Origin of the sequence: Flavobacterium soyae (genome assembly GCF_045348165.1) — a bacterium.
GTDB lineage: Bacteria > Bacteroidota > Bacteroidia > Flavobacteriales > Flavobacteriaceae > Flavobacterium > Flavobacterium soyae.
In genome coordinates this window covers 20068-45691 of record NZ_CP150845.1, presented here as the reverse complement: position 1 = coordinate 45691, position 25624 = coordinate 20068, and the positions used below count along the sequence as shown (strand labels likewise).

20 protein-coding genes, 2 tRNA genes and 3 rRNA genes are annotated in these 25624 nt (G+C 35.5%); 15 read left to right on the top strand and 10 right to left on the bottom strand.

Translation table 11 applies throughout. From position 1 onward, the window contains the following. Nucleotides 1-70: 70 nt before the first annotated feature. The 9 genes from AABD74_RS00225 (at nucleotide 71) to AABD74_RS00185 (ending at nucleotide 9179) form a co-directional block, all read left to right on the top strand. A complete protein-coding gene (locus AABD74_RS00225) occupies nucleotides 71-1159 on the top strand; it encodes an LptF/LptG family permease (RefSeq protein WP_232683164.1) in 1089 nt (362 codons plus the stop codon). After that, nucleotides 1146-2033: a DMT family transporter gene (locus AABD74_RS00220; RefSeq protein ID WP_406844338.1), complete on the top strand. Its 888-nt coding sequence runs from the start codon at nucleotides 1146-1148 to the stop codon at nucleotides 2031-2033. Before AABD74_RS00225 ends, AABD74_RS00220 begins: the two co-directional genes overlap by 14 nt. A 112-nt stretch (nucleotides 2034-2145) precedes the next feature. Beyond that, nucleotides 2146-3099 (top strand): acetyl-CoA carboxylase carboxyltransferase subunit alpha, encoded by a 954-nt coding sequence (locus AABD74_RS00215; protein ID WP_232683162.1) that lies wholly within the window; start codon nucleotides 2146-2148, stop codon nucleotides 3097-3099. Between the two features lie 140 nt (nucleotides 3100-3239). Further along, on the top strand, nucleotides 3240-4784 hold the full coding sequence (dnaB, locus tag AABD74_RS00210; RefSeq protein WP_056201522.1) for a replicative DNA helicase: 1545 nt from the start codon (nucleotides 3240-3242) through the stop codon (nucleotides 4782-4784). Between the two features lie 186 nt (nucleotides 4785-4970). Beyond that, nucleotides 4971-5327, top strand: coding sequence for a hypothetical protein (locus tag AABD74_RS00205; RefSeq protein ID WP_406844337.1), 357 nt, complete (start codon nucleotides 4971-4973; stop codon nucleotides 5325-5327). A gap of 431 nt (nucleotides 5328-5758) precedes the next feature. After that, a complete protein-coding gene (locus AABD74_RS00200) occupies nucleotides 5759-5980 on the top strand; it encodes a hypothetical protein (protein WP_232683160.1) in 222 nt (73 codons plus the stop codon). Between the two features lie 30 nt (nucleotides 5981-6010). Beyond that, a complete protein-coding gene (locus AABD74_RS00195; protein ID WP_406844336.1) occupies nucleotides 6011-6799 on the top strand; it encodes a sensor histidine kinase in 789 nt (262 codons plus the stop codon). Nucleotides 6800-6910: 111 nt separating this feature from the next. Beyond that, nucleotides 6911-7576: a response regulator transcription factor gene (locus AABD74_RS00190; RefSeq protein WP_232683158.1), complete on the top strand. Its 666-nt coding sequence runs from the start codon at nucleotides 6911-6913 to the stop codon at nucleotides 7574-7576. A 343-nt stretch (nucleotides 7577-7919) separates the two neighbouring features. Further along, the gene (locus AABD74_RS00185) at nucleotides 7920-9179 is read left to right on the top strand and encodes an asparagine synthetase B (protein ID WP_406844335.1); all 1260 of its coding nucleotides are present in this window, start codon (nucleotides 7920-7922) and stop codon (nucleotides 9177-9179) included. A gap of 3 nt (nucleotides 9180-9182) precedes the next feature. Here the strand turns inward: AABD74_RS00185 and AABD74_RS00180 are convergent, their stop codons facing one another. From AABD74_RS00180 to thrS, 9 genes are all read right to left on the bottom strand, one after another. After that, nucleotides 9183-9989, bottom strand: a complete 807-nt coding sequence (locus tag AABD74_RS00180; protein WP_232683155.1) for an endonuclease/exonuclease/phosphatase family protein — start codon at nucleotides 9987-9989, stop codon at nucleotides 9183-9185. 53 nt (nucleotides 9990-10042) lie between these two features. Then, on the bottom strand, nucleotides 10043-10273 hold the full coding sequence (locus AABD74_RS00175) for a hypothetical protein (protein WP_369010204.1): 231 nt from the start codon (nucleotides 10271-10273) through the stop codon (nucleotides 10043-10045). 15 nt (nucleotides 10274-10288) lie between these two features. Beyond that, nucleotides 10289-10957, bottom strand: a complete 669-nt coding sequence (locus AABD74_RS00170; protein ID WP_406844334.1) for a response regulator — start codon at nucleotides 10955-10957, stop codon at nucleotides 10289-10291. Between the two features lie 437 nt (nucleotides 10958-11394). Beyond that, nucleotides 11395-11829, bottom strand: coding sequence for a carboxymuconolactone decarboxylase family protein (locus AABD74_RS00165; RefSeq protein ID WP_056201556.1), 435 nt, complete (start codon nucleotides 11827-11829; stop codon nucleotides 11395-11397). A 79-nt stretch (nucleotides 11830-11908) separates the two neighbouring features. Next, nucleotides 11909-12481 (bottom strand): Crp/Fnr family transcriptional regulator, encoded by a 573-nt coding sequence (locus AABD74_RS00160; protein ID WP_232683153.1) that lies wholly within the window; start codon nucleotides 12479-12481, stop codon nucleotides 11909-11911. Nucleotides 12482-12603: 122 nt separating this feature from the next. Further along, a complete protein-coding gene (gene rplT / locus AABD74_RS00155) occupies nucleotides 12604-12948 on the bottom strand; it encodes a 50S ribosomal protein L20 (protein ID WP_008464948.1) in 345 nt (114 codons plus the stop codon). Between the two features lie 101 nt (nucleotides 12949-13049). Then, a complete protein-coding gene (gene rpmI / locus AABD74_RS00150; RefSeq protein ID WP_007810722.1) occupies nucleotides 13050-13247 on the bottom strand; it encodes a 50S ribosomal protein L35 in 198 nt (65 codons plus the stop codon). Between the two features lie 121 nt (nucleotides 13248-13368). Then, nucleotides 13369-13920: a translation initiation factor IF-3 gene (gene infC, locus AABD74_RS00145; protein ID WP_073489566.1), complete on the bottom strand. Its 552-nt coding sequence runs from the start codon at nucleotides 13918-13920 to the stop codon at nucleotides 13369-13371. A gap of 23 nt (nucleotides 13921-13943) precedes the next feature. Continuing rightward, entirely contained in the window at nucleotides 13944-15890 is a 1947-nt protein-coding gene (gene thrS, locus AABD74_RS00140; RefSeq protein ID WP_232683152.1) for a threonine--tRNA ligase, read from the bottom strand. A 1137-nt stretch (nucleotides 15891-17027) separates the two neighbouring features. On the opposite strand from thrS, the gene AABD74_RS00135 reads away from it, so the two are divergent. The 6 genes from AABD74_RS00135 (at nucleotide 17028) to pafA (ending at nucleotide 24122) form a co-directional block, all read left to right on the top strand. After that, nucleotides 17028-18541 (top strand): 16S ribosomal RNA (locus AABD74_RS00135). 126 nt (nucleotides 18542-18667) lie between these two features. Then, nucleotides 18668-18741, top strand: a tRNA-Ile gene (locus tag AABD74_RS00130). A gap of 169 nt (nucleotides 18742-18910) precedes the next feature. Beyond that, a tRNA-Ala gene (locus AABD74_RS00125) sits at nucleotides 18911-18984 on the top strand. A 174-nt stretch (nucleotides 18985-19158) separates the two neighbouring features. Beyond that, a 23S ribosomal RNA gene (locus AABD74_RS00120) occupies nucleotides 19159-22040 on the top strand. Between the two features lie 172 nt (nucleotides 22041-22212). Then, nucleotides 22213-22322, top strand: a 5S ribosomal RNA gene (rrf, locus tag AABD74_RS00115). Together the 16S, 23S and 5S rRNA genes with 2 tRNA genes alongside form the textbook arrangement of a ribosomal RNA operon. Before the next feature lie 180 nt (nucleotides 22323-22502). Beyond that, a complete protein-coding gene (gene pafA, locus AABD74_RS00110) occupies nucleotides 22503-24122 on the top strand; it encodes an alkaline phosphatase PafA (protein WP_406844333.1) in 1620 nt (539 codons plus the stop codon). A 102-nt stretch (nucleotides 24123-24224) separates the two neighbouring features. Here the strand turns inward: pafA and AABD74_RS00105 are convergent. Further along, nucleotides 24225-25585 (bottom strand): IS3 family transposase gene (locus AABD74_RS00105; protein ID WP_406843840.1). Its coding sequence is split into 2 segments (ribosomal slippage): nucleotides 24225-25102 and nucleotides 25102-25585, totalling 1362 coding nucleotides; the frame shifts between segments, so codons are not numbered across the junction. Between the last annotated feature and the right edge of the window lie 39 nt (nucleotides 25586-25624).

Here is a 25624-nt window from a genome sequence, read left to right as displayed (position 1 = left end):
GGTTTCACGTTCTTTATGGAACTTGAAACTTGAAACCTGAAACAAAATAAACAAAATAAACAAAATTTATATGTTGTCAATAATAGATAAATACATCTTAAAAAGATATCTCGGAACTTTTTCTGTGATGCTGCTTTTGTTTGCACCAATTGGAATCGTAATTGACGTTTCTGAAAAAGTAAATAAGATGCTCGAAAACAAGATTCCGTTTATGGATATTGCATTCTATTATTACAACTTTACAATTTATTTTATAAACTCTTTATTCCCGATATTTCTGTTTTTATCAGTTATTTGGTTCACTTCAAAACTGGCAAATAATACCGAGATTATTGCGATTTTGAGTTCTGGAATTTCATTTACGCGTTTCCTGCGTCCTTATATTATTGGTGCAACAATTGTTTCGATTTTCGTTTTGCTGATGGGGTTTTTTATTGTTCCTGCCGCAAGTGAGGGGTATAATAATTTTAGATACACCTATTTAAAAGGAAACGGAAAGGAACTCATGCGGGGTGAAAATACCAATGTTTACAGGCAGATAAATGACCATGATTTTATTTTTGTAAATAGCTTTAATGAAGAATCTAAAACGGCATTTAATTTTACGTTAGAACATTTTGAAAAAGATAAACTAACGTATAAAATTACTGCAAGCCGTATAAAATGGGAACCGAAATTAAAAACTTATATTTTGTATGATTATACAAAAAGGACACTTGGTGATTTGAACGATGTAATCGAAAAAGCTCCTGAAAAAAATGTAAAATTTAAGTTTGAACTTGCTGATTTGACACCTGTAGTTTATATAGCAGAAACATTAACTTTAGGCAAATTAATTGATTTTATCGAAAAAGAAAGAAAAAGAGGTTCAGGAAATATCAATACCTATTTAGTAGTTCTTTATAAAAAATACAGTATACCGGTTTCAGCGTTTATCCTGACCATTATTGCAGTATCAGTTTCTTCAATGAAACGTCGCGGCGGTATGGGAATGAACTTGGCAATTGGCATCGCGATTGCGTTTTCATTTGTATTCTTTGATAAAATATTTGGTACTCTTGCCGAAAAATCTACCTTTTCACCCTTATTAGCTGTTTGGTTCCCGAATATTGTTTTCGGAATTCTGGCAGTTTATTTATTACGTAATGCGAAACGATAATTTAAAAAGTTATTTAAATCTTCATTTAATTGTTTTTATTTGGGGTTTTACAGCTATTCTTGGGGCTTTAATCACCATTGATGCCGAAAACTTAGTCTGGTTTAGAATGTTGATTGCCGGAGTTTTTCTGGGAGGATTCATTATTTACAAAAAGCAGTCTTTTGCTATTTCTGCACAATCTTTTGCTAAATTAATTTTCGTTGGATTATTAATTGCACTGCATTGGATTTTCTTTTTTAAAGCCATTCACGTATCAAATGTTTCTATAACATTGTCGATTTTTTCGCTTGGAGCTTTTTTTGCTTCTTTACTCGAGCCGCTTTTTTACGGAAGAAAGATTTTATGGTATGAAGTTTTCTTCGGATTAATTATCATTGCCGGATTGGGATTGATATTACAGGTTGAAATTAAATATCTTACAGGGGTTTATTATGCATTAATTTCAATAATTCTAGGAGTTTTATTTACTCTGATGAATGGAAAATTAATCTCAGATCATGAACCTTCAGTTATTACATTTTACGAATTTGGCGCCGGGGTATTCTTTATCTCTATTTATTTTTTAGTGATAGGAAAATTTAATGCAGACTTTTTTGTAATGTCATTCAATAACTGGATTTTGCTATTGGTTTTGGCTTCTGTTTGTACGGCCTATGCCTTTACTGCTTCTGTAAAAGTAATGCAGCGTTTAACTCCCTATACCGTAATGTTAACCACTAATTTAGAGCCGGTATACGGTATTCTTTTGGCTTATTTTATTCTGGAGGGAAAAGAAAAAATGAGTGTCGAATTTTATATCGGGGCAGTAATAATTGTTATTACAGTTATTTTAAATGGTGTTTTTAAACACTATAAGAACAAAGAAAAAGTGTAGTATTTGCCTTATCTTTAAATTACAATTTTACATTTTAAATACGAAATAATCACACGAATAGTATAATATTTTTATATTTGCGGTTCGATTTAAAAACAAAATTCAAAAATCCATGGAATATTTAGATTTTGAGCTTCCAATAAAAGAACTTGAAGAACAGTTAGAAAAGTGTGTTATAATTGGAAAAGAATCTGATGTTGATGTTACGCCAACTTGTAAAGAAATCAACAAGAAATTAGAACAAACTAAAAAAGATATATACAAAAACCTTACGGCTTGGCAGCGTGTACAATTGTCAAGACATCCAAACAGACCTTATACTTTAGATTATATCAGAGCAATCTGTGGTGATACTTTCTTAGAACTTCATGGAGACAGAGGTTTTAAAGATGATAAAGCAATGGTTGGCGGTCTTGGTAAAGTAAACGGGCAATCGTTTATGATTATTGGGCAGCAAAAAGGTTTTAATACAAAAACACGTCAATACCGTAATTTTGGTATGGCAAATCCAGAAGGATATCGCAAAGCTTTGCGTTTGATGAAAATGGCAGAGAAATTCGGAATTCCGGTTTTAACTTTGGTAGATACTCCAGGTGCATATCCAGGACTTGAAGCCGAAGAAAGAGGACAAGGAGAAGCTATTGCAAGAAATATTTTCGAAATGGTTCGTCTGCAAGTGCCAATCATTACCATTATTGTAGGTGAAGGAGCTTCTGGAGGAGCTCTAGGAATAGGCGTTGGAGACAAAGTTTATATGTTAGAGAATACATGGTATTCTGTAATTTCTCCAGAATCATGTTCTTCAATTTTATGGAAAAGCTGGGAGTACAAAGAACGTGCTGCCGATGCTTTAAAATTGACTTCATCTGACATGAAAAAACAAAAATTAGTTGATGATGTAATTCCTGAACCACTTGGCGGAGCGCACTACGACCGCGAAACTACTTTTAAAACAGTGGCAGAATACATTACCAAAGGATATAACGAATTGAAAGACTTATCAACAGCCGAGTTAATTGCCCAAAGAATGGACAAATACAGTAATATGGGCGAGTATAAAGAGTAAATTCATCTAATATGATTAAAAATCCGAAGCCCTGCGGTTTCGGATTTTTTTTTGGTTATCAACAAAAGGAAAATATTTATAAACATTTAATAGTTATAACTAGATAACAATTTTTTTTTAAATTTTGTTACTTTCGCTATATGGAAAATTTCAAGAATGTAAATCCTGTAAAGGTAGATAAAACCACTATTATTAATCTCGAAAAAGGAAAACTTCCTCCGCAGGTTCTTGATCTGGAGGAGGCTGTGCTTGGTGCGATGATGATTGATAAAAAAGGGGTAGATGACGTAATTGATATTTTACAGCCCGATGCTTTTTACAAAGACGCGCATAAACATATTTTTGAAGCGATCTTACAGCTTTTTACCGAAACACAGCCAATAGATTTGCTGACGGTTTCGACTCAGTTAAAGAAAAATGGAAAATTAGAATTAGCAGGAGGAGATTTTTATTTAATTCAGCTTACGCAGAAAATTGCTTCTTCTGCACACATCGAATTTCACTCGCGTATTATTCTTCAAAAATTTATACAAAGAAGTTTGATTAGAATTTCTTCTGAAATTATCGAAGAATCGTATGATGAAACTACAGACGTATTTGATTTACTAGACAAAGCCGAATCAAAATTATACGAAGTAACGCAGGGAAATATTAAACGTAGTTCTGAAACTGCCCAAAGTTTAGTTTTACAAGCAAAGAAACGTATTGAAGAAATTGCCGGTAAAGAGGGTTTGAGTGGTATTGCAACTGGTTTTGAAAAACTAGATCAGGTAACTTCCGGTTGGCAGCCTTCGGATTTAATTATTATTGCAGCTCGTCCGGGTATGGGTAAAACAGCATTCGTACTTTCGATGGCGCGAAATGTGGCTATCCAGTTTGGGCATGCAGTAGCAGTTTTCTCGCTTGAGATGGCTTCGGTTCAGTTGATTACGAGGCTTATTTCTTCTGAAACAGGATTGTCTTCAGAAAAACTAAGAACAGGAAAATTAGAAAAACACGAATGGGAACAGCTGAGTACTAAAGTTAAAGATTTAGAAAAAGCCCCATTATTTATTGATGATACACCTTCACTTTCGATTTTTGATTTACGTGCAAAATGTCGTCGTTTAGCTTCGCAGCACGGCATTAAATTAATCATTATTGATTATTTGCAGTTAATGACTGCGGGAGGAAATGGTAAAGGAGGAGGGAATCGTGAGCAGGAAATCTCTACAATTTCGCGAAACTTAAAAGCATTGGCAAAAGAGCTAAACGTTCCGGTTATTGCATTATCTCAGTTATCGCGTGCCGTTGAAACCCGTGGCTCAAGTAAACGCCCGCTGCTATCGGATCTTCGTGAATCTGGAGCGATTGAGCAGGATGCCGATATTGTATCATTTATTTATCGTCCGGAATATTATAAAATTGAAGAATGGGATGATGATGAACAATCACCAACAGCAGGTCAGGCTGAATTTATTATAGCCAAACACCGTAACGGTGGACTTGAAAATATTCGTTTAAAATTCTTAGGACATTTAGGTAAGTTTGATAACCTTGAAGATTTCAGCGGAGGATATGATGATCTGCCTTCAAAAATGAACCATGACGATAATCCGTTCATTACTAAAAACCTTCCTTCTGCAAATGAAGCTTTTGGAAGCAATTTAAATGATGACGACGATGACAGTGATGTTCCGTTTTAATTAGAATGAAATTTTAAAATAGAAAAATCTTTATGAGCTGACTGCTTGTAAAGATTTTTTTGTTTTAAAAACTAAATTTTATAACCCATAATTTCACAAAATAATATTTCTTATAAAAAATTAATTCGGTAGATTAGCAAAACCATAAAACAAATTTATAATTATTAACTAATTAAATTAAAAACTATGAGCGAAGAAACCTTTCCAGGGCCTATTCAAATTCCGTTGGCAACTGCTGAAGTATGGGAAAAAAGATACGTGGATGATACCACGATCGAAACCCGTGAAAACAAAGTAAAATCTTTTTTAATACCACGCGAAAGTTTAGAAAAAGTACTTGCGCTAGAAACAGATGCAGTTCGTGCTTATCTTGGTATCAATGATCAAAAAGAAAAGACTTTGCTTTTTGTAGGTGCAAAATACGACAAGGAAACGGGTAAATATGTAGATGTTTACGGACATTCACCATCACTACAAAACAAAGCAGCAGATGAAACTGAAGATGTTGTGTATGATGGTACACGTCCTAGTCCTCCATATTAATTTAAAATAAAATATTTAAAGTGGATGATTTTTTAATTTATTCAGGTTATTTGATTTTATTAATAAATCTAATACTATATACATCTAGCTTTTTCCGTAAGGAAAAAGCTAATGTTTTTTTTGTTTCCTACTTAGCTTTTTCATTTGTAATGCAATTTTCAATGGAATTGATTTATTCCCTGCATATGAGTAATTTAGTTGTTGTAAATATATTCGTTATAGGTCAAATGCTTTTTTTGGGCTTATTCTATTATTCTATTTTAAAATTGAAGATACAAAAGCTATTGGTAAAGATAGGGCTTCTTTTTACCCTATTAATTTTAGGAATTCAGTTTTACATTTACCCGGAACTATTTTTTAAATTTAATTTATTTGAGATTACTATTACTTCTCTCATGATAGTGGTTTTTGCGTTATTGCATTTTTATAATATGCTTACAGAAAATAGAACATATTATTATGTTACAATTGCAGTTATTCTTTTTATGTTAGGTTCTACAATTTTGTATTTGGTTGGAAATCTGACATTAACTCTAAGTGAAAATGTAAAATATCTTTCATGGAAGCTAAACGCATTTTTATTTATAATTTACCACTTATTGATTCTATATGAATGGATGAAAAGTTTTTACGTAAAAGGTCAGGTGACTTAAATTCTAAATATTTAATATAGAAATTTTGATATGAATCCCCATTCAATCCCAGAAAAAGAACTTGTCGCAATTATATTATACATTTCACTTTTCTTTATAATTGTAGCCGTAGTATTAATCATATTTTTCTATTTCTCCAGAAAAAAAATAATTCAAAAAGAACTTGAGAAAAAAGACCTGGTGCTGCAGTATCAAAAAGAACAGCTTCATGCAATTATAGTGACGCAGGAAGAAGAACGTAAGCGTATTGCACAAGATTTGCATGATGATATAAGCTCAAAACTTAACATTGTTTCCTTAAATACTCATTTACTTTCTGCACCTAATTTAACAGCAGAAGAAACTAACGAGATTACTGAAAATATTATTAGTTTGACTGCAAAAGCCTTAGAAAATTCCAGAAAAATTGCTCATAATTTATTACCGCCGGTTTTTGAAAAATTTGGATTAAATGCCGGTGTTGAAGAGTTATGTGAAGAATTTGAAACCAGTAAATCGGTTAAAACCTATTATAAAAATGAACTTGATTTTGATGATGATATTGATCGTCAATTACATATTTTTAGAATTTTGCAGGAATTAATGAATAATTCGCTCCGTCATGGTAAAGCAACAGAAATTTGGATTGCGTTTAAAAACAATAATGGAATAAATACCTGCTATTATGAAGATAACGGAATTGGTTTTGACAGCAAAAAAATTGAGAATCAAAAAGGGCTTGGAATGAAAAATATTGACAGCAGGGTTTCCTTTTTAAACGGAACTATAAAAATAGATTCAGAAATAGATAAAGGTATTGCTGTAATTTTTACCTTTTAATATAAATTTTAGTAAATAATTACGCTTTAGCATCAATAAAATAAGGTTCTGTAGCTATTATTAATTCATATTTTGTAATTTCGGGAAACCAAATGACCAAAAACAGACAAAATGAATGCCGTAATTAAAATCGCCTTAGTCGATGACGAAGTATTGTTTCGAAAAGGAATAGCTTTTTTATTGCAAAGAGAAGACAATATTGAAATTATTTTTGAAGCTTCAAACGGTGAAGAGCTGGTTAACAAATTACAAAATAATGATGTCAAGCCGGATATTATTATCATGGATTTGAAAATGCCGGTTTTAAATGGTGTCGAAGCAACCAAAATTATCCGAAAATCTTTTCCTGACATTAAAATTATAGCTCTAACCAGTTATGATTCGAAATCATTTATTGCAAATATGATTCAGGTAGGAGCAGTTGCATACCTCATTAAAAATACAACCCCAAAAGATCTGATCAAAACGATTAATGAAGTCAACAGAAAAGGATTTTTTTACAACGAAAATGTATTAAAAACGATTCAGGAAACCATAGTATCTTCAAAGAACTCAAAAGGCAGTCTTGAAACAAGTTTTCTTTCTCCGCGCGAAATTGAAATTCTTCAGCTTATCTGCCAGCAAAAAACAACTACAGAAATAGCAGAACATCTTTTTTTAAGTCCGCGAACTGTAGAAGGACATCGAAATAATTTACTGCTAAAAACTGAATCACGAAATATTGCCGGTTTGGTAGTTTATGCTATTCAAAATGAAATTGCAGTTTTGACATTGTAAACTTAGCTTGTTAAAAATTGAATCGATAAAACATAATAAACGATTATTGTAAAAATGAGCACACAAAGGCCTATTTTTTGCATTATACTAAAATCCTTTGGTTGATTGTTTTGGTTATAATTCATTGGGTTGATTTTTAATCGATTAGTTTGATCGATTTTAAGATTCCAAATTTAGGTAGAAAAAGCTGTCATAGTTTAGGTGTTTTTACCTGTTTTTTACAAAATTTCAATCTTCGAACCTTTTATTTTCTTGTTAATTAACAGTTTTATGGCACTATAAAACGGCTCCTCTATTGTATTTTTATAAGCATCCTTTATATCTTTACTTAAAATATTTTTTGATGAAAAAAAGTTTAGTTTATATTTTCATTTTATTGCTTTCCATTAATGCAAAAGCCTCGTTTATTTTACTTCCGATGGATGAAACAACGCAGCAAAATCACCTAAAAGCTTATGGTATCACCTATTGGTGTTTAAGCAGAGATTATAAGGCAAGCTGGTTGCTTAATTATCGTGGAGGCTCATTTTTATTGCCGGATGCTGATGAAATTCGTAAAGAATGTAAAATTCGGGGAGTTAGCTTTGAGATACTTTCAGATAGTGAAGAAGCCTCAATTTTAAATGATATCTCGAGCCCGTCACAAAATATGGAATCAGTTATTCTTGAAAAAGCACCAAAAATTGCAGTTTATACTCCAAAAGGAAAACAGCCTTGGGATGATGCTGTAACATTGGTCTTGACTTATGCTGAAATTCCATTTACTCCAATATATGACGAAGAAGTTTTAAATGATCAATTATTATTATATGATTGGCTGCATTTACATCATGAAGACTTTACCGGACAATATGGAAAATTTTATGCCGCTTATAAAAATACACCCTGGTATATCGAACAGAAAAAAGATGCTGAAGTTTTAGCTTCGAAACTCGGTTATTCTAAAGTTTCTCAGGAAAAAGGTGCAGTAGCAAAAAAAATCAGGGATTTTGTCATTGGCGGAGGGTTTATGTTTGCCATGTGTTCTGCGACTGATAGTTTTGATATTGCACTTGCTGCAGACGGAGTTGATATTTGCGAAACCATGTTTGACGGAGATCCAAGTGAATCTAATTATCAATCAAAATTAAATTATGGTAATTCTTTCGCATTCAAAGATTTTGTTTTAGAGCGAAGACCAGAAGTTTATGAATTCTCAGATATTGATATGACTGCAAAAAGAAGAGTTCCAATGGAAAAAGACTATTTTACATTAATGGAATTTTCTGCAAAATGGGATCCAATTCCAAGTATGTTATGTCAAAATCATACACAATTGGTAAAAGGATTTATGGGACAAACGACCTCTTTTAATGAAACATTAGTAAAATCGAATGTATTAGTAATGGGTACTTGCGAGCTTAACGGTGAAGCAAGATATATTCATGGTGAAAAAGGAAAAGGAATGTTTACTTTTTTTGGAGGCCATGATCCTGAAGATTTTCAACATCAGGTTGGAGATCCGCCAACAGTTTTAGATTTACATCCAAATTCTCCCGGATATCGCTTAATTCTAAACAATGTTTTGTTTCCTGCGGCCAAAAAGAAAAAGCTTAAAACGTAATTTTTAATTTAAAGAGAATTGAAACCAAATCGGAATATGGTCAGATATTTTGCGTGCTTCCTTTAACGAATCAAATTTTTCATAGAATAAAATAACTCCTGAATTGACGTATTTTAATTTATTTGGATTGTAAAATATATTATCAAATTCAGATGCAAGACAATTGTCACTTTGACATTTTTGCTTTAAAGTAGTTTTTTGCTTTTGCAGCATCGAAGCATATCCCATTTTTTTTAATGGATTAAAAACTGTATGCGATTGAGGGCAGTTAAAATCTCCGGTAAATACTAAATTGAGATTGGGGTATTGCTGAGGCAGAAACTTAAAATATTTAATTTCAGTTTCCGGCTGTTTGCTTTTTGTGATCGCATGAAAATTGACTAGTGTAAGTGTTTTTTTGTTTATTTCGAAAGTTGCAAAATAGGGCTCACGGTCAATTTCTAAATGATACTTTTTTTCAAGCCATGGCTCTCCTTTTAACTTGGCTTTATTTGTTTTCCAAAGAAAAGCATAACGTTCTTTTTTATAACTGTTCCCGCTTGTAGGATCACTAATAGTATAATCCCATTTTGCCCCTTTTTCATTTAGCAATGCTGCAAGTTTTGCAACAGTCTGCGAACCGCCATATCCGGCAACAACTTCCTGAACTGCAACAATGTCATAATCCCGTACAGTATTAGCTATAAAATTTAAAGCAGGCTGTGATTTCGATTTTCCGAAGTTTTCCAGATTCCAGGAAATAATCTTAGTCTGCGAAAAAGATTGGAAAGAAATGAATAATAAGAGAACGTAATTTATAATGATTTTCATGAGGCTTAAAAAAAATCAAATATAAGCATTTAGATATTTTATAATCAAAATGTTTAAAGCTTTTTGTACCTGTTTTGTAAAGCTTTTCCAATAATTATTATTTGTAAAACGAGTAATGCAGGTATAAAAATAATCTTCCAGTCTACTTCTAACCAGCCGGTTTTTTCAGAAACATAAGCAAAACATATAGACAAGAAAAGGCAAAGCAGTACCGTTTTTATGATAATTTTATTGCTGGCTGTGTTGATCTTTGATATCAGATCAAATTTATATTTAGTTTTCATAAAGTTTAATAGAATTTAAATTAAGCCATAATCTTTGGCTATAGCAATTAAATGCACATTGTTATTAGCTTTAAAATATACTTTTAATTTATTAATTCGTTTCTCAATGCTGCTGGTTCCGTTCGGTGTTATCGATTTTGCTTTAAATTCATTTGAAATGCTCCCTAAAATATAGCCTCTTGCCATAAGAGTCAAAATAGAAATATCATAAGATTCTATTTCAATTAAAGATTTGTCATTAAAACTAAAGCTTAAATCTGATGAAAGTATTTTCTCTTCATCTTTAAAAGTCTTTTGTATGGCAGTTTTTAACTCCTCAATGCTGTTTCGTCCTTTAGAAACATAAGCATTGATTTTTAATTCACTAAAAAGTTTTTTTATTCTGTAAGATTTATCTTCTGTCGAAAATACAATTTTCTTTAGTTGAGGATATACCTTATTCACAGAGTTAATAAGCTCTTCGCCATTCAAAATATTGGTGTTGCGATGATCTGTTTTAAAGGATAAATCGGTAATTAGCAAATCATACGGGTCGTTGTCAAGAAGGCTTTTTTTGATTTTTAACAAGCCGTCATCATAATATTTTACATAATGAATTACCGGAATTTCTAATTCTTCAAGAACTTTTATAACCGTTACACTAATACTGTCGATGTCCTCTGCAATTAAAACCTTTTTGAACATACAAATCTTATTTTATAATAAATTGAAGCCTATTGTTTTTTTTTCAAAATTAATTCTCTTGTTTATGATCTTAATGTGGTTTTCCGTATTTTATCATGACTTATAAAAAATCATATAAAAAAATCTGATGAAGATTTATAATCACTATATTTTTTAGTTATGTTTTTTTAAATTTTGAATGCTTATAATACTCCTTTAGAGATACAAAAAAGACAAAAGAAACTGCTGTAAAAGATGAAGTTATCGTAGTGTATTTTGAAATCATAAGCCAAAAATAGAAAACCTAAATTCCTATGAAAGAGTATAAATACCTGTTTTAGTAAAATGATTGAATTTCTATTTATCCAAGTCTCATTTACAGGTAAATACAAAGAAACCCTCTGGCAGGAGGGTTTATAGATTTTATAAATGTTGTAAAATTTATCCTTATAAAAGAATTATACTGCTCTCAATCCAGTTGTAATAGCTAGTCTGTTCCAAGAGTTAATTGTAATAATGGCAAGAATAATTTCTGCTAAATATTTTTCATCAAATAAGTTTGCAGCATTTTGATAAACTTCGTCAGTAACATGGTTGTTAATTAAAGTTACCTGCTCTGTTAAAGCTAAAATAGCTTTTTCTTCCTCAGTATAAACATCAGCTTCACGCCATGCACTTGTTAAGTATATTCTTTGCTCAGAAATGCCATGCTTTCTCGCATCAGCAGTGTGCATATTAATACAATAGGCACAGCCATTAATTTGAGAAGCACGTATTTTAATTAGTTCTTTATGAGTTGGAGTTAGAGAAGTAGTAGAAATGTATTTTTCTAAGCTCATCAATGCTTGATAAGCTTGTGGGGCAGCTTCTGGAATAAGAATTCTTGATTTCATTTTTATATGTTTTAAAAGTTTGATACAAAGGTCAGTTATGTATAACTTAAAAAACTTGAACTACTTCAAGAAATTCAAATCATACTTTTCCAGCCCTGATCTTACTCATAAATTCAGCAGAAAAATCTAAATAGGAGGCAAGCATGTACTGAGGAACACGCTGTACAAAGTCCGGGTTTAAATTATTAAAATGATGGTATCTCTCTTCTGCCGACATTGTAAATAAAAATTTAATTCTCATTTGAGCAGCACCAAATGATTTTTGAGAAACGATTCGAAAGTATCTTTCCAGTTTTGGAATTTCAATTAATAGAGACTCTAAAGTACCTTTTTCAACAGCTATCACTTCACAGTTTTCAACTGTCTGAATGTAGAAGCTTGAAGGAGTGTTATTGTGATAACTTAAGTAGTCTGTAATCCACCAATTTTCAATAGCGAACTGTAAAGTTTGTTCTGTACCTTTTGAATTGATGATATATTGTCTGGCACAGCCTTTTACTATAAAATATAATCTATTGCAGACTTGGCCTTCCTGTAATAAATGCTCCTTCTTTTTTACTTTAGAAATATTGAGACATGTTTCTAATATATCAATTTCTGAAAGCTCCAGTTTTATGAATTTCTCTATGTGGTCAAGAAGAGGCGTAAGCATTTTATGATTGATTAAAAGAATTTTAAAGATAAAGCAGATTGTTGTAAAAACAAAAAACCATCCGAATTAACGAATGGTTTCTTTATGATAAGTAAGTAATCTAAATTGAGTTTATAAAACGTTTATTTTACTTTATTAAGTATTGCTTTGAAAGCTTCTGGGTGGTTCATAGCTAAATCTGCAAGAACTTTACGGTTCAATTCGATTCCGTTAGCTTTAACTTTCCCCATGAATTGAGAATAAGACATTCCTTCTAATCTAGCTCCAGCGTTAATACGTTGAATCCATAATGAACGGAAATTTCTTTTATTCTGTTTTCTGTCACGGTAAGCGTAGCTCATCGCTTTCTCTACCGCGTTCTTAGCAACTGTCCAAACGTTTTTACGTCTACCAAAGAAACCTTTGGCTTGCTTCATTATTTTTTTTCTTCTTGCTCTTTTAGCAACTGAATTTACCGATCTTGGCATAATTTTAATGTGTTTTTGTAGCAGGCGTCCTGAATTGAATCAAAGGAACTTGAAAGCCATACTCCAAGGTTATATAAATAATTTTTTAACCTAAAGAATTATTAGATAATTCTTAATTGTTGTTTGATGCTTTTCATATCTGTTGAGTGAACTAGCGCTGAGTGTGTCAAAGCTAATTTACGTTTTTTAGATTTTTTAGTCAAGATGTGACTTTTAAAAGCATGCTTTCTTTTAATCTTTCCAGAACCAGTAACTTTAAAACGTTTCTTAGCGCTAGATTTAGTTTTCATTTTAGGCATTTTTCCTAGTGTTTTAATTTATTCTTACTTACTTATATTTTCTAAGCTTTAGGCTTTAGGCAGTAAGCTTTAGGCAAATGGTTTTGCTTAAAGCTTACTGCTTACTGCTTATAGCAAATAATTATTTTTTCTTTTTCGGAGCAATGAACATAATCATTCTCTTTCCTTCAAGAACCGGCATAGCTTCAACTTTACCATGCTCTTCTAAATCTGTTGCCAAACGTAAAAGTAAAATCTGTCCTTGATCTTTATAGATGATCGAACGTCCTTTAAAGAAAACAAATGCTTTTAATTTTGCTCCCTCTTTTAAGAACTTCTCAGCATTCTTTCTTTTAAATTCATAATCATGCTCATCTGTTTGAGGACCAAAACGAATCTCTTTTACTACAACCTGCGATGATTTAGCTTTTAATGCCTTATCACGTTTCTTTTGTTCGTAAACAAATTTCTTGTAATCCATGATTTTACAAACCGGCGGCTCAGCATTTGGCGAAATTTCAACCAAGTCTAATTCAAACTGATCTGCTAGACGTAAAGCTTCTGCAAGCTTAAATACACCTGGTTCGATGTTCTCGCCTACTAACCTTACTTCCTGTACACCACGAATATTGTTATTTATTCTGTGTGCATCTTTTTTTTCTACTCGAGGTTGAAAACCTCTGTTACTTTTTATTGCTATGACTTTCTAAATTTAAGTTAAACTGTAAATACTTTTAATGTCTTTTTTATTTCTTCGTCTACAATCGAAGCAAATTCTTCAATAGAAACTGTGATATTACCTTTTCCTTCTTGGCCGTGGCGGCGAATAGAAATAGTGCCGTTTTTCTCTTCCTCCTCACCAACGATAAGCATAAATGGAATTTTTTGCATTTCTGCATCTCTAATTTTCTTACCGATAGTTTCATTTCGGTTGTCAATTAGGGCGCGAATTTCGTGATTTTCTAGCAAATCTAAAACTTTTTTAGCATAATTTTCGTATTTCTCGCTCAAAGACAATATAATAGCCTGCTCAGGCATTAACCAAAGTGGGAAATTTCCTGCTGTATGCTCTAGTAAAATTGCTATAAAACGTTCCATAGATCCAAAAGGAGCTCTGTGAATCATAACAGGGCGATGTAATTCATTATCAGCACCTTTGTATGTTAAATCAAAACGCTCAGGAAGGTTATAATCAACCTGAATTGTTCCTAACTGCCATTGTCTTCCCAAAGCATCCTTAACCATAAAGTCAAGCTTAGGTCCGTAAAATGCAGCTTCACCATATTCTACTACAGTATTCAAACCTTTGTCAGCTGCAGCATTGATAATTGCGTTTTCAGCTTTCTCCCAGTTTTCATCTGTACCAATATATTTCTCTCTATCCTCTTGATCTCTCAATGAAATTTGAGCAGTAAAGTTTTCAAAACCTAACGAACCAAATACATATAATACTAAGTCAATTACTTTTTTGAACTCTTCATCCAATTGTTCAGGAGTACAGAAAATGTGCGCATCATCCTGAGTAAAACCTCTAACACGAGTTAAACCATGTAATTCCCCAGACTGCTCATATCTATATACAGTGCCAAATTCAGCATAACGCTTAGGTAAATCTTTATACGACCAAGGTCTTACATTGTAAATCTCACAGTGGTGAGGACAGTTCATAGGTTTCAATAAAAACTCTTCACCTTCTGCAGGAGTATGTATCGGCTGAAAACTATCAGCACCATATTTAGCATAATGACCAGAAGTTACATAAAGTTCTTTTTGTCCAATATGCGGACTCACAACTTGCTCGTAACCTGCTTTCTTTTGAGCTCTCTTTAAAAATTGCTCTAAACGTTCTCTAAGTGCAGCACCTTTAGGTAACCATAAAGGTAAACCCTGGCCTACTTTCTGAGAGAAAGCAAACAATTCTAGTTCCTTTCCTAATTTACGGTGGTCACGACGCTTAGCTTCTTCAAGAAGTTCAAGATATTCAGTTAAATCTTTTTGCTTAGGGAAAGAAGTTCCGTAAACACGAGTCAGTTGCTTGTTTTTTTCATCTCCTCTCCAATAAGCACCAGCAACGCTCATAATTTTCATAGCCTTGATGATTCCAGTATTCGGAATATGTCCACCACGACATAAATCAGTAAAAGTAGAGTGGTCGCAAAAAGTAATAGTACCGTCTTCAAGATTAGAAATCAATTCAGTCTTGTAAACATTGTCTTTATACATTTCTAATGCATCAGCCTTACTAACCGGACGCATTTTAAATTCGTGTTTACCTCTTGAAATCTCAAGAACACGATCTTCGATCTTTTTAAAATCAGCTTCAGAGATCTTTTGGTCTTCAAAATCCACATCATAGTAAAATCCATTAGCAATTGCAGGCCCAAGAGTTAATTTAATTCCAGGGTACAATTCCTCAAGAGCTTGTGCCATTACGTGCGAAGTCGAATGCCAGAAAGCTTTTTTACCTTCAGCATCATTCCAAGTATATAATATAAGATTACCATCGGTCGTTAGCGGAGTCTCGGTTTCAATAGTTGTACCATTAAAAGATGCAGAAATCACATTTCTTGCAAAACCTTCGCTAATGTTTTTAGCGACCTCCATTGGAGTTACGCCTTGAGCGAACTCTCTAATTGACCCATCGGGTAAAGTAATCTTGATCATTGTTTATAATTTTGTGAATGCAAATATAAGTGATTACAAAAATACATACAATATATATATGTAGAAGATTACTTTATTATGTAAGAAGCTAGGTATACTAATACTAAGAGTAGCTATTATTTCTATAATCCGACAGGGTTTTAAAACCTGCGGGGTTTATTTGTATACATATATAAGTAGAAAACTCTACTATAATATATATAAGAGTAAAAAGACTATCTGGCTTGAATGAAACTATTGTTAGGTTTTGAATGCTGATTGTCCGGCTGAGCGAAGTCGAAGTCTTTTAAGTTTGAAGATTAATAAGGAGCTTAATCCCGCTATCCGCTCCAATCTTTTATTTTGAATCCCAAAATAAAAGGATTTCCACTTCTATCGGGGCTAGGGCATGAGTTTTCAAAAGAAAAACATCCCAAAAATAGAAACTTTGCGCCTCTGCGTCTCTGCAAGATTAATAAAACGGAAGAAAAAGCAATCTTTGTGACTTAGTGCCTTTGTGGCAAAACCAGTCAAAAAAGGCTCAAAACATAAAAACTCTTCAAAAACGGTATTGGTGAAAGGGTATAAAATAAGGAAAAAGCAAAGGACTGCAGAAAAACCTGACAATGTTTCAAAAAAGTTTGAATTGTAAAACTTGTGTTATCAGGGAGTTAAGAAATAATTGCAAAAAAGATTAAAAATAGTTTGAGAAAAGGCTTGCGTAACTGGAATTGTTGTGTACTTTTGCACCCGCAACAGCGAAAGACGTTCCCTGAAACACTGGCAAGAAATAAAAATCAAAACTGAAAAATTTTTCAGAAAAAAGATTAGAAAAAGCTTGTGAGATTTGAAAATGCTTTTTACATTTGCACCCCGCAAAACACGGAAGTTCATTGAGAGACTGGAGGAGAAATTAAGAAAAAGGAAACGAAAAAAAAGTTTCAATTTTTTTTAAATTTTTCTTGCGAGAAACAAAAAGAAGTTTTAGTTTTGCACCCGCTTTGAGAGACAAGCGGAAAACAAAAAGAAATACGTTCGTAGACATATTGAATTGACAGCCGTTCCGATGCAGATCGGAACAAAAGAATAAGAGTAATAGAATCGGTAAGATTAGAATAAACCACTAGAGGAAGCGTCGAATATATAATATTACAATATACGATGAAGAGTTTGATCCTGGCTCAGGATGAACGCTAGCGGCAGGCTTAACACATGCAAGTCGAGGGGTATATGTCTTCGGATATAGAGACCGGCGCACGGGTGCGTAACGCGTATGCAATCTGCCTTTCACAGAGGGATAGCCCAGAGAAATTTGGATTAATACCTCATAGTATAATCAAGCCGCATGGTTTAATTATTAAAGTCACAACGGTGAAAGATGAGCATGCGTCCCATTAGCTAGTTGGTAAGGTAACGGCTTACCAAGGCAACGATGGGTAGGGGTCCTGAGAGGGAGATCCCCCACACTGGTACTGAGACACGGACCAGACTCCTACGGGAGGCAGCAGTGAGGAATATTGGACAATGGGCGCAAGCCTGATCCAGCCATGCCGCGTGCAGGATGACGGTCCTATGGATTGTAAACTGCTTTTGTACGAGAAGAAACATCCCGACGTGTCGGGACTTGACGGTATCGTAAGAATAAGGATCGGCTAACTCCGTGCCAGCAGCCGCGGTAATACGGAGGATCCAAGCGTTATCCGGAATCATTGGGTTTAAAGGGTCCGTAGGCGGTTTAGTAAGTCAGTGGTGAAAGCCCATCGCTCAACGGTGGAACGGCCATTGATACTGCTGAACTTGAATTATTAGGAAGTAACTAGAATATGTAGTGTAGCGGTGAAATGCTTAGATATTACATGGAATACCAATTGCGAAGGCAGGTTACTACTAATGGATTGACGCTGATGGACGAAAGCGTGGGGAGCGAACAGGATTAGATACCCTGGTAGTCCACGCCGTAAACGATGGATACTAGCTGTTGGGGGCAACTTCAGTGGCTAAGCGAAAGTGATAAGTATCCCACCTGGGGAGTACGTTCGCAAGAATGAAACTCAAAGGAATTGACGGGGGCCCGCACAAGCGGTGGAGCATGTGGTTTAATTCGATGATACGCGAGGAACCTTACCAAGGCTTAAATGTAGATTGACCGTTTTGGAAACAGAACTTTCGCAAGACAATTTACAAGGTGCTGCATGGTTGTCGTCAGCTCGTGCCGTGAGGTGTCAGGTTAAGTCCTATAACGAGCGCAACCCCTGTTGTTAGTTGCCAGCGAGTCATGTCGGGAACTCTAACAAGACTGCCAGTGCAAACTGTGAGGAAGGTGGGGATGACGTCAAATCATCACGGCCCTTACGCCTTGGGCTACACACGTGCTACAATGGCCGGTACAGAGAGCAGCCACTGGGTGACCAGGAGCGAATCTATAAAGCCGGTCACAGTTCGGATCGGAGTCTGCAACTCGACTCCGTGAAGCTGGAATCGCTAGTAATCGGATATCAGCCATGATCCGGTGAATACGTTCCCGGGCCTTGTACACACCGCCCGTCAAGCCATGGAAGCTGGGGGTGCCTGAAGTCGGTGACCGCAAGGAGCTGCCTAGGGTAAAACTGGTAACTAGGGCTAAGTCGTAACAAGGTAGCCGTACCGGAAGGTGCGGCTGGAACACCTCCTTTCTAGAGCCTTAGTGTTAGCTATATGCACGCTGAGGGAAAAAGATGCGAAACCTATTGGTTTTAGTCTGAGATTGTATTACTCTTGCTGTTAATTTAAAAAAAATAATGAAAACTTAAGTAAAACAGAGTCTCGTAGCTCAGCTGGTTAGAGTACTACACTGATAATGTAGGGGTCGGCAGTTCGAGTCTGCCCGGGACTACTTTTTAAGAATTGTTAATTATAAATTATGAATTGTAAATTATAAAAACAACAAATTAAAAACTGAAAACTTAAGAAATAAAGGAAATTCTGGAAGCTGGGATTCACCAAAGAAATTAGATAGGAATTTAAATCTAAAATCTGAATTCTACAATCTAAGATTGAAAAATGGGGGATTAGCTCAGCTGGCTAGAGCGCCTGCCTTGCACGCAGGAGGTCAACGGTTCGACTCCGTTATTCTCCACAAAAAGCTATAAGCCGCAGGCTGTAAGCTTAAAGCCTAGTGCGTAAAGCGCGAAGCACGTAAAGTTCATTGACATATTGAGATAAGAAAATAATAAGAAAGTAGAAAGCGTTTTTTGTTATTTATAACAAAAAACAAAAAAAAACGGTCTTGTTTTAATTAACAAGATTGGTACAATAAGCAAAATAAGGGCGTATGGGGGATGCCTAGGCTCTCAGAGGCGATGAAGGGCGTGATAAGCTGCGAAAAGCTGCGGGGACAAGCACACATTGATTGATCCGCAGATACCCGAATGGGGCAACCCACTATGTTGAAGACATAGTACACCGATAGGTGGGCAAACCCGCTGAACTGAAACATCTAAGTAGGCGGAGGAGAAGAAAACAAAAGTGATTCCGTAAGTAGTGGCGAGCGAACGCGGATTAGCCCAAACCATTGTTGTTACGGCAATGATGGGGTTGTAGGACCACGACATTTTATGCATGCAGAACCGGAACTGACTGGAAAGTCGGGCCATAGAGGGTGACAGCCCCGTATGGGTAATAAATGTAATAGATAGTGGTATCCTGAGTAGGGCGGGGCACGTGAAACCCTGTCTGAATTTGGCGGGACCATCCGCTAAGGCTAAATACTCCTGAGAGACCGATAGTGAACCAGTACCGTGAGGGAAAGGTGAAAAGAACCGTGAATAACGGAGTGAAATAGATCCTGAAACCATACGCTTACAAGCGGTCGGAGCCCTTTCGTGGGGTGACGGCGTGCCTTTTGCATAATGAGCCTACGAGTTAACGCTGCTGGCAAGGATAAGTGGTTAAGCCATGGATCCGCAGCGAAAGCGAGTCTGAATAGGGCGCTTTAGTCAGTAGTGTTAGACGCGAAACCGTGTGATCTACCCATGGGCAGGATGAAGCTGTGGTAACACACAGTGGAGGTCCGAACCGGTTGACGTTGAAAAGTCTTCGGATGACCTGTGGGTAGGGGTGAAAGGCCAATCAAACTCGGAAATAGCTCGTACTCCCCGAAATGCATTTAGGTGCAGCGCTGAATTAAGTTATATAGAGGTAGAGCTACTGATTGGATGCGGGGGCTTCACCGCCTACCAATTCCTGACAAACTCCGAATGCTGTATAATGTTTCTCAGCAGTGAGGGCTTGGGTGCTAAGGTCCAAGTCCGAGAGGGAAAGAACCCAGACCATCAGCTAAGGTCCCCAAATATATGCTAAGTTGAAAGAACGAGGTTTGTCTGCCCAGACAGCTAGGATGTTGGCTTGGAAGCAGCCATTCATTTAAAGAGTGCGTAACAGCTCACTAGTCGAGCGGACGAGCATGGATAATAATCGGGCATAAGCATATTACCGAAGCTATGGATTTACAAGCAATTGTAAGTGGTAGGGGAGCATTCTAACAGGGCAGAAGGTTTTTCGTAAGGAGAGCTGGACTGGTTAGAAAAGAAAATGTAGGCATAAGTAACGATAATGCGGGCGAGAAACCCGCACACCGAAAAACTAAGGTTTCCACAGCTATGCTAATCAGCTGTGGGTTAGTCTGGTCCTAAGGCGAACCCGAAAGGGACAGTCGATGGCTAACGGGTTAATATTCCCGTACTACTAATTACTGTGATGGGGTGACGGAGTGATGAAAGCGCCGCGAACTGACGGAATAGTTCGTTAAAGTACCTAGCTATAGGCTCTGCAGGCAAATCCGCAGAGACTGGTGAAATACGATAGTACTCGGAGTCTTCGGACAAAGAGATAGTGCGCCTAAGGGCTTCCAAGAAAAACCTCTAAACTTCAGGTAATTAGTACCAGTACCGTAAACCGACACAGGTAGTTGAGGAGAGAATCCTAAGGTGCTCGAGAGATTCATGGCTAAGGAATTAGGCAAAATAGACCTGTAACTTCGGGAGAAAGGTCGCCCCGAGCAATCGGGGCCGCAGTGAAGAGGTCCAGGCGACTGTTTATCAAAAACACAGGGCTCTGCAAAATCGTAAGATGAAGTATAGGGCCTGACACCTGCCCGGTGCTGGAAGGTTAAGAGGAGATGTTATCTTCGGAGAAGCATTGAATTGAAGCCCCAGTAAACGGCGGCCGTAACTATAACGGTCCTAAGGTAGCGAAATTCCTTGTCGGGTAAGTTCCGACCTGCACGAATGGTGTAACGATCTGGACACTGTCTCAGCCATGAGCTCGGTGAAATTGTAGTAACGGTGAAGATGCCGTTTACCCGCAGTGGGACGAAAAGACCCTGTGCACCTTTACTATAGCTTAGTATTGACCTTGGATAAATGATGTGTAGGATAGGTTGGAGACTGTGAAGCGGCGTCGCCAGGCGTTGTGGAGTCATTGTTGAAATACAACCCTTTGTTTATCTGAGGCCTAACCCCATAGTGTGGGGGACATTGCTTGGTGGGTAGTTTGACTGGGGTGGTCGCCTCCAAAAGAGTAACGGAGGCTTCTAAAGGTTCCCTCAGTACGCTTGGTAACCGTGCGTAGAGTGCAATGGCATAAGGGAGCTTGACTGAGAGACATACAGGTCGATCAGGTACGAAAGTAGAGCATAGTGATCCGGTGGTTCCGCATGGAAGGGCCATCGCTCAAAGGATAAAAGGTACGCCGGGGATAACAGGCTGATCTCCCCCAAGAGCTCATATCGACGGGGGGGTTTGGCACCTCGATGTCGGCTCGTCACATCCTGGGGCTGGAGAAGGTCCCAAGGGTTGGGCTGTTCGCCCATTAAAGTGGCACGCGAGCTGGGTTCAGAACGTCGTGAGACAGTTCGGTCTCTATCTACTGTGGGCGTTAGAAATTTGAGTGGATCTGATTCTAGTACGAGAGGACCGAATTGGACAAACCTCTAGTGTATCTGTTGTCCCGCCAGGGGCACCGCAGAGTAGCTACGTTTGGAAGGGATAAGCGCTGAAAGCATATAAGCGCGAAACCCACCACAAGATGAGATTTCTTTTAAGGATCGTGGAAGATGACCACGTTGATAGGCTATAGATGTAAAGGCAGTAATGTCATAGTCGAGTAGTACTAATAATCCGTAAGCTTATGTACACCCTTTTCTCCCGACTACGGTCGGGAGAAGAAACTTTCTAAACAAAAACTTACTTTTCTTTATCTCAGTATGTTAAAATATTAGCTCGACGCAGAGCAGTTGATGGTCAAGAGTTGATAGTTGTTGGAGAAATCCATCAACCGACAACCACAAACCAACAACTAAAAACCTTAAGGTGGTTATTGCGGCGGGGCTCACCTCTTCCCATCCCGAACAGAGTAGTTAAGCCCGCCTGCGCAGATGGTACTGCATCATTGTGGGAGAGTATGTCGTCGCCTTTCTTTGAAGAATCCTCATCATTCATTTGATGAGGATTTTTTGTTTTACAGATGTTTGCTAATAGCAACTTAGATTGCAAGACTAAACTGTTAAATTATAGTCAATTGTTTGTTCTTCATCATTCATACTTTAGAAGTTTTAAATTTGAATGAGTATTTTTGTGTTTAAATTATTTAGTAAACATGAAGAAAAGTATTTTACTGTTGACACTTTTTGTTATCACAAATTTAAGTGCGCAACAACGTCCCAAATTAGTCGTAGGTATAGTAGTCGATCAAATGAAAATGGAATATTTATATCGATTTTCAGATGATTTTTCCCCAAATGGTTTTAAAAGATTAATGAATGATGGATTTGTTTTCCAGAATATGCATTATAACTATATGCCAACTTACACTGCACCGGGACACGCTTCTATATATACTGGTACAACACCTGCTACACACGGAATTGTTGGTAACGAATGGTTCAGCAGAACTCTTGGTAAAGAAATGTATTGTACAGATGATGCTGGAGTAAAAACTGTTGGAGACGGAACTGTAGAAGAAGGTGCAATGTCTCCTAAAAATCTTCAAGCTACTACAATTACTGATGAAGTTCGTATGGCTACCAATTTTAATGGAAAAGTTATCGGAATGAGTCTTAAAGACCGTGGTGCAATTTTACCGGCTGGACATTTTGCAAATTGGGCTTTTTGGTACAGCAAAACGGGATCGTTTATTTCTAGTACTTTTTATGGTGAAAAATTACCAGAATGGGTATCAGAATTCAACAACGAAAAAAACTACTTAAAATATATTAATAAAGGCTGGGATTTATATAAGCCGGCTTCTGTATATAATGAAAGTCTTCCTGATAATAATCCTTATGAAGGTAAATTATATGGAAGTGCTGCTCCGGTTTTTCCATATGATTTAAAATCAATGTATGAGAAAAATGATGCTGGAGTAATTCGTTCAACTCCTTATGGAAACGATTTACTTGCTGATTTTGCTAAAAGAGCGATCGAAAAAGAAAATCTTGGAAGAAATAATACTACGGATTTCTTAACGGTTAGTTTTTCTTCTACAGATTATGTTGGTCATTTACTTGGGCCAAGATCAATGGAGCTTCAGGATACTTATTTAAGATTAGATCAAACAATAGCTGACTTTTTAGCTTATTTAGATAAAACAGTTGGGAAAGGAAATTATCTGCTTTTCTTAACTGCAGATCATGCAGGTGCTGAAAACGTAATTTATTTAAAGGATCGTAAATACAATGTAGATAATTATCCTTCAAAAGATGTAAAGAAAAGCATGCAGGATTTTTCAACTAAAACTTTTGGAGTTGATTTAGTGCAAAACTATTCAAATTTCAATGTTTTCTTCAATAAACAAATCATAAAAGATAAAGGTTTAGAATTGGCAAAAGTTAAACAAGCTTTTAAAGATTTTTTAATTTCTCAGCCACAAGTTAAAAAGGTGTATACAGAAGAAGAAATTTTAGCTAATGCCGGAAACGATTATTCTCTGAATTTTGTAGCAAAAGGTTATGACGTAACTCAAAATGGAGATCTTGTAATTGTTGACAAACCAGGAGATATCGAATATGCGACTACCGGAACTTCACATGGTACAATATACGGTTATGATACTCATGTACCAGCCATTTTTTATGGATGGCATATCAAAAAAGGAGAATCTTACGATAAAAAAGCAATTACTGAAATCGCACCAACTATCGCACAAAAAATTAAAGTTACTTTCCCTAATGGAACTGAAGCAAAAGTATTGCAGGAAGTTTTAGATGAAAAGAAATAAAGTATAAAAAATAAAAACCTGTCTTGCAAGACAGGTTTTTTTATGGCATAAAAAAAGGCTTTTCATTATAGACTGCACCCAAAAGTTTAGACAAATTTATAATTAAGTTTTATAATAATGAGCTCGATATTGTATCGGGCTCATTGCTTTTAGATTAAGTTTTATTCTGTCATTATTATAATAATTAATATACTCAATAATCTCCTGTTTTAATTGACCAATGGAACTGTATTTTTTAAGATAAAACAGCTCTGATTTTAATGTTCCAAAGAAGTTTTCAATAATGGCATTGTCAAGACAATTTCCTTTTCTGGACATACTTTGTTTAATTCCTTTTTCTTTTAATAAGTATTGGTACTGTTTCATTTGATACTGCCATCCTTGATCAGAGTGCAGCGTTAAATTAGTATTATTGGGTATTTTCTTAAATGCTTTTTCAAGCATCACAGCTACTTGGTTAAATACGGGTCTTTCAGCCAGTTCATAGCTAATTATTTCTCCATTAAACAAATCAATTATTGGTGATAAATATAATTTTTTTCCTGAGACGTTAAATTCAGTTATATCGGTTGCCCATTTTTGATTAGGTACTGATGCTTTAAAGTTTCTGCTCAGAATATTTGGGGCAATCCTGCCTTGTTCTCCTTTATAGGATTTATATTTTTTAACTCTGATAAGACTTTTTAATCCCAACGATTTCATTAGTCTTAAAACTGTTTTATGATTGATGATTATCCCTTGAAGGTTTAACTCACTAGTGATCCTCCTGTATCCGTAACGTCCCTTATGCTTATAATAAATTGATTTTATAAGTTCTTTTACTTTTTTGTATTTATCAGCTGTTTTACTCTGTTTTTGATAATAATAAAAACTGCTGCGCGCCACATTACTACAATTTAAAAGTAATTTTAAATCATAGCGATGCCTTAATTCCATTATGACTTGCGATTTTTGGCTTTTTCTTCGGCTTGAATTAAGGCTTGTAACTTTTTTAGAAAATCAATTTCACAGCGTAATGCTTCATTCTCTAACAGAAGTTCTTCTTCCCTGGTTAAAGGTTTTTTGGATTTACTTTTTTTATCTTTAGAATCACTCATAGATTTTGGCCTCCCTTTTGGTTTTAGTTTTAATCCTTCTAAACCAAAATTAGCAAAATCTTTTTTCCATTTAATGATAATTGAATCCGAAGGAATGTTAAATCGTAAACGAGCTTCTCTTAAAGATAACGAATCCCTATAAATTGACTTTAAAACCTTTAATTTAAAATCAATCGGATAAACCCGATTTTTTCGTAATAATAAACCTGCCCTTCCATATTCCCTGTAAAAACTGACCCATTTGCGTATATTAGATTTGCTGGTTCCTTTCTCGTTAGATACTAATGCAAATGAATAATGTTTAACAACTACTAATTCTACACATTCAAGTTTGAATTCATAACTGTGCTTGACTTTTCTTTCCATAAAAATGCCCCCAAATAGCGTCTAACTTTTTGGGGGCAG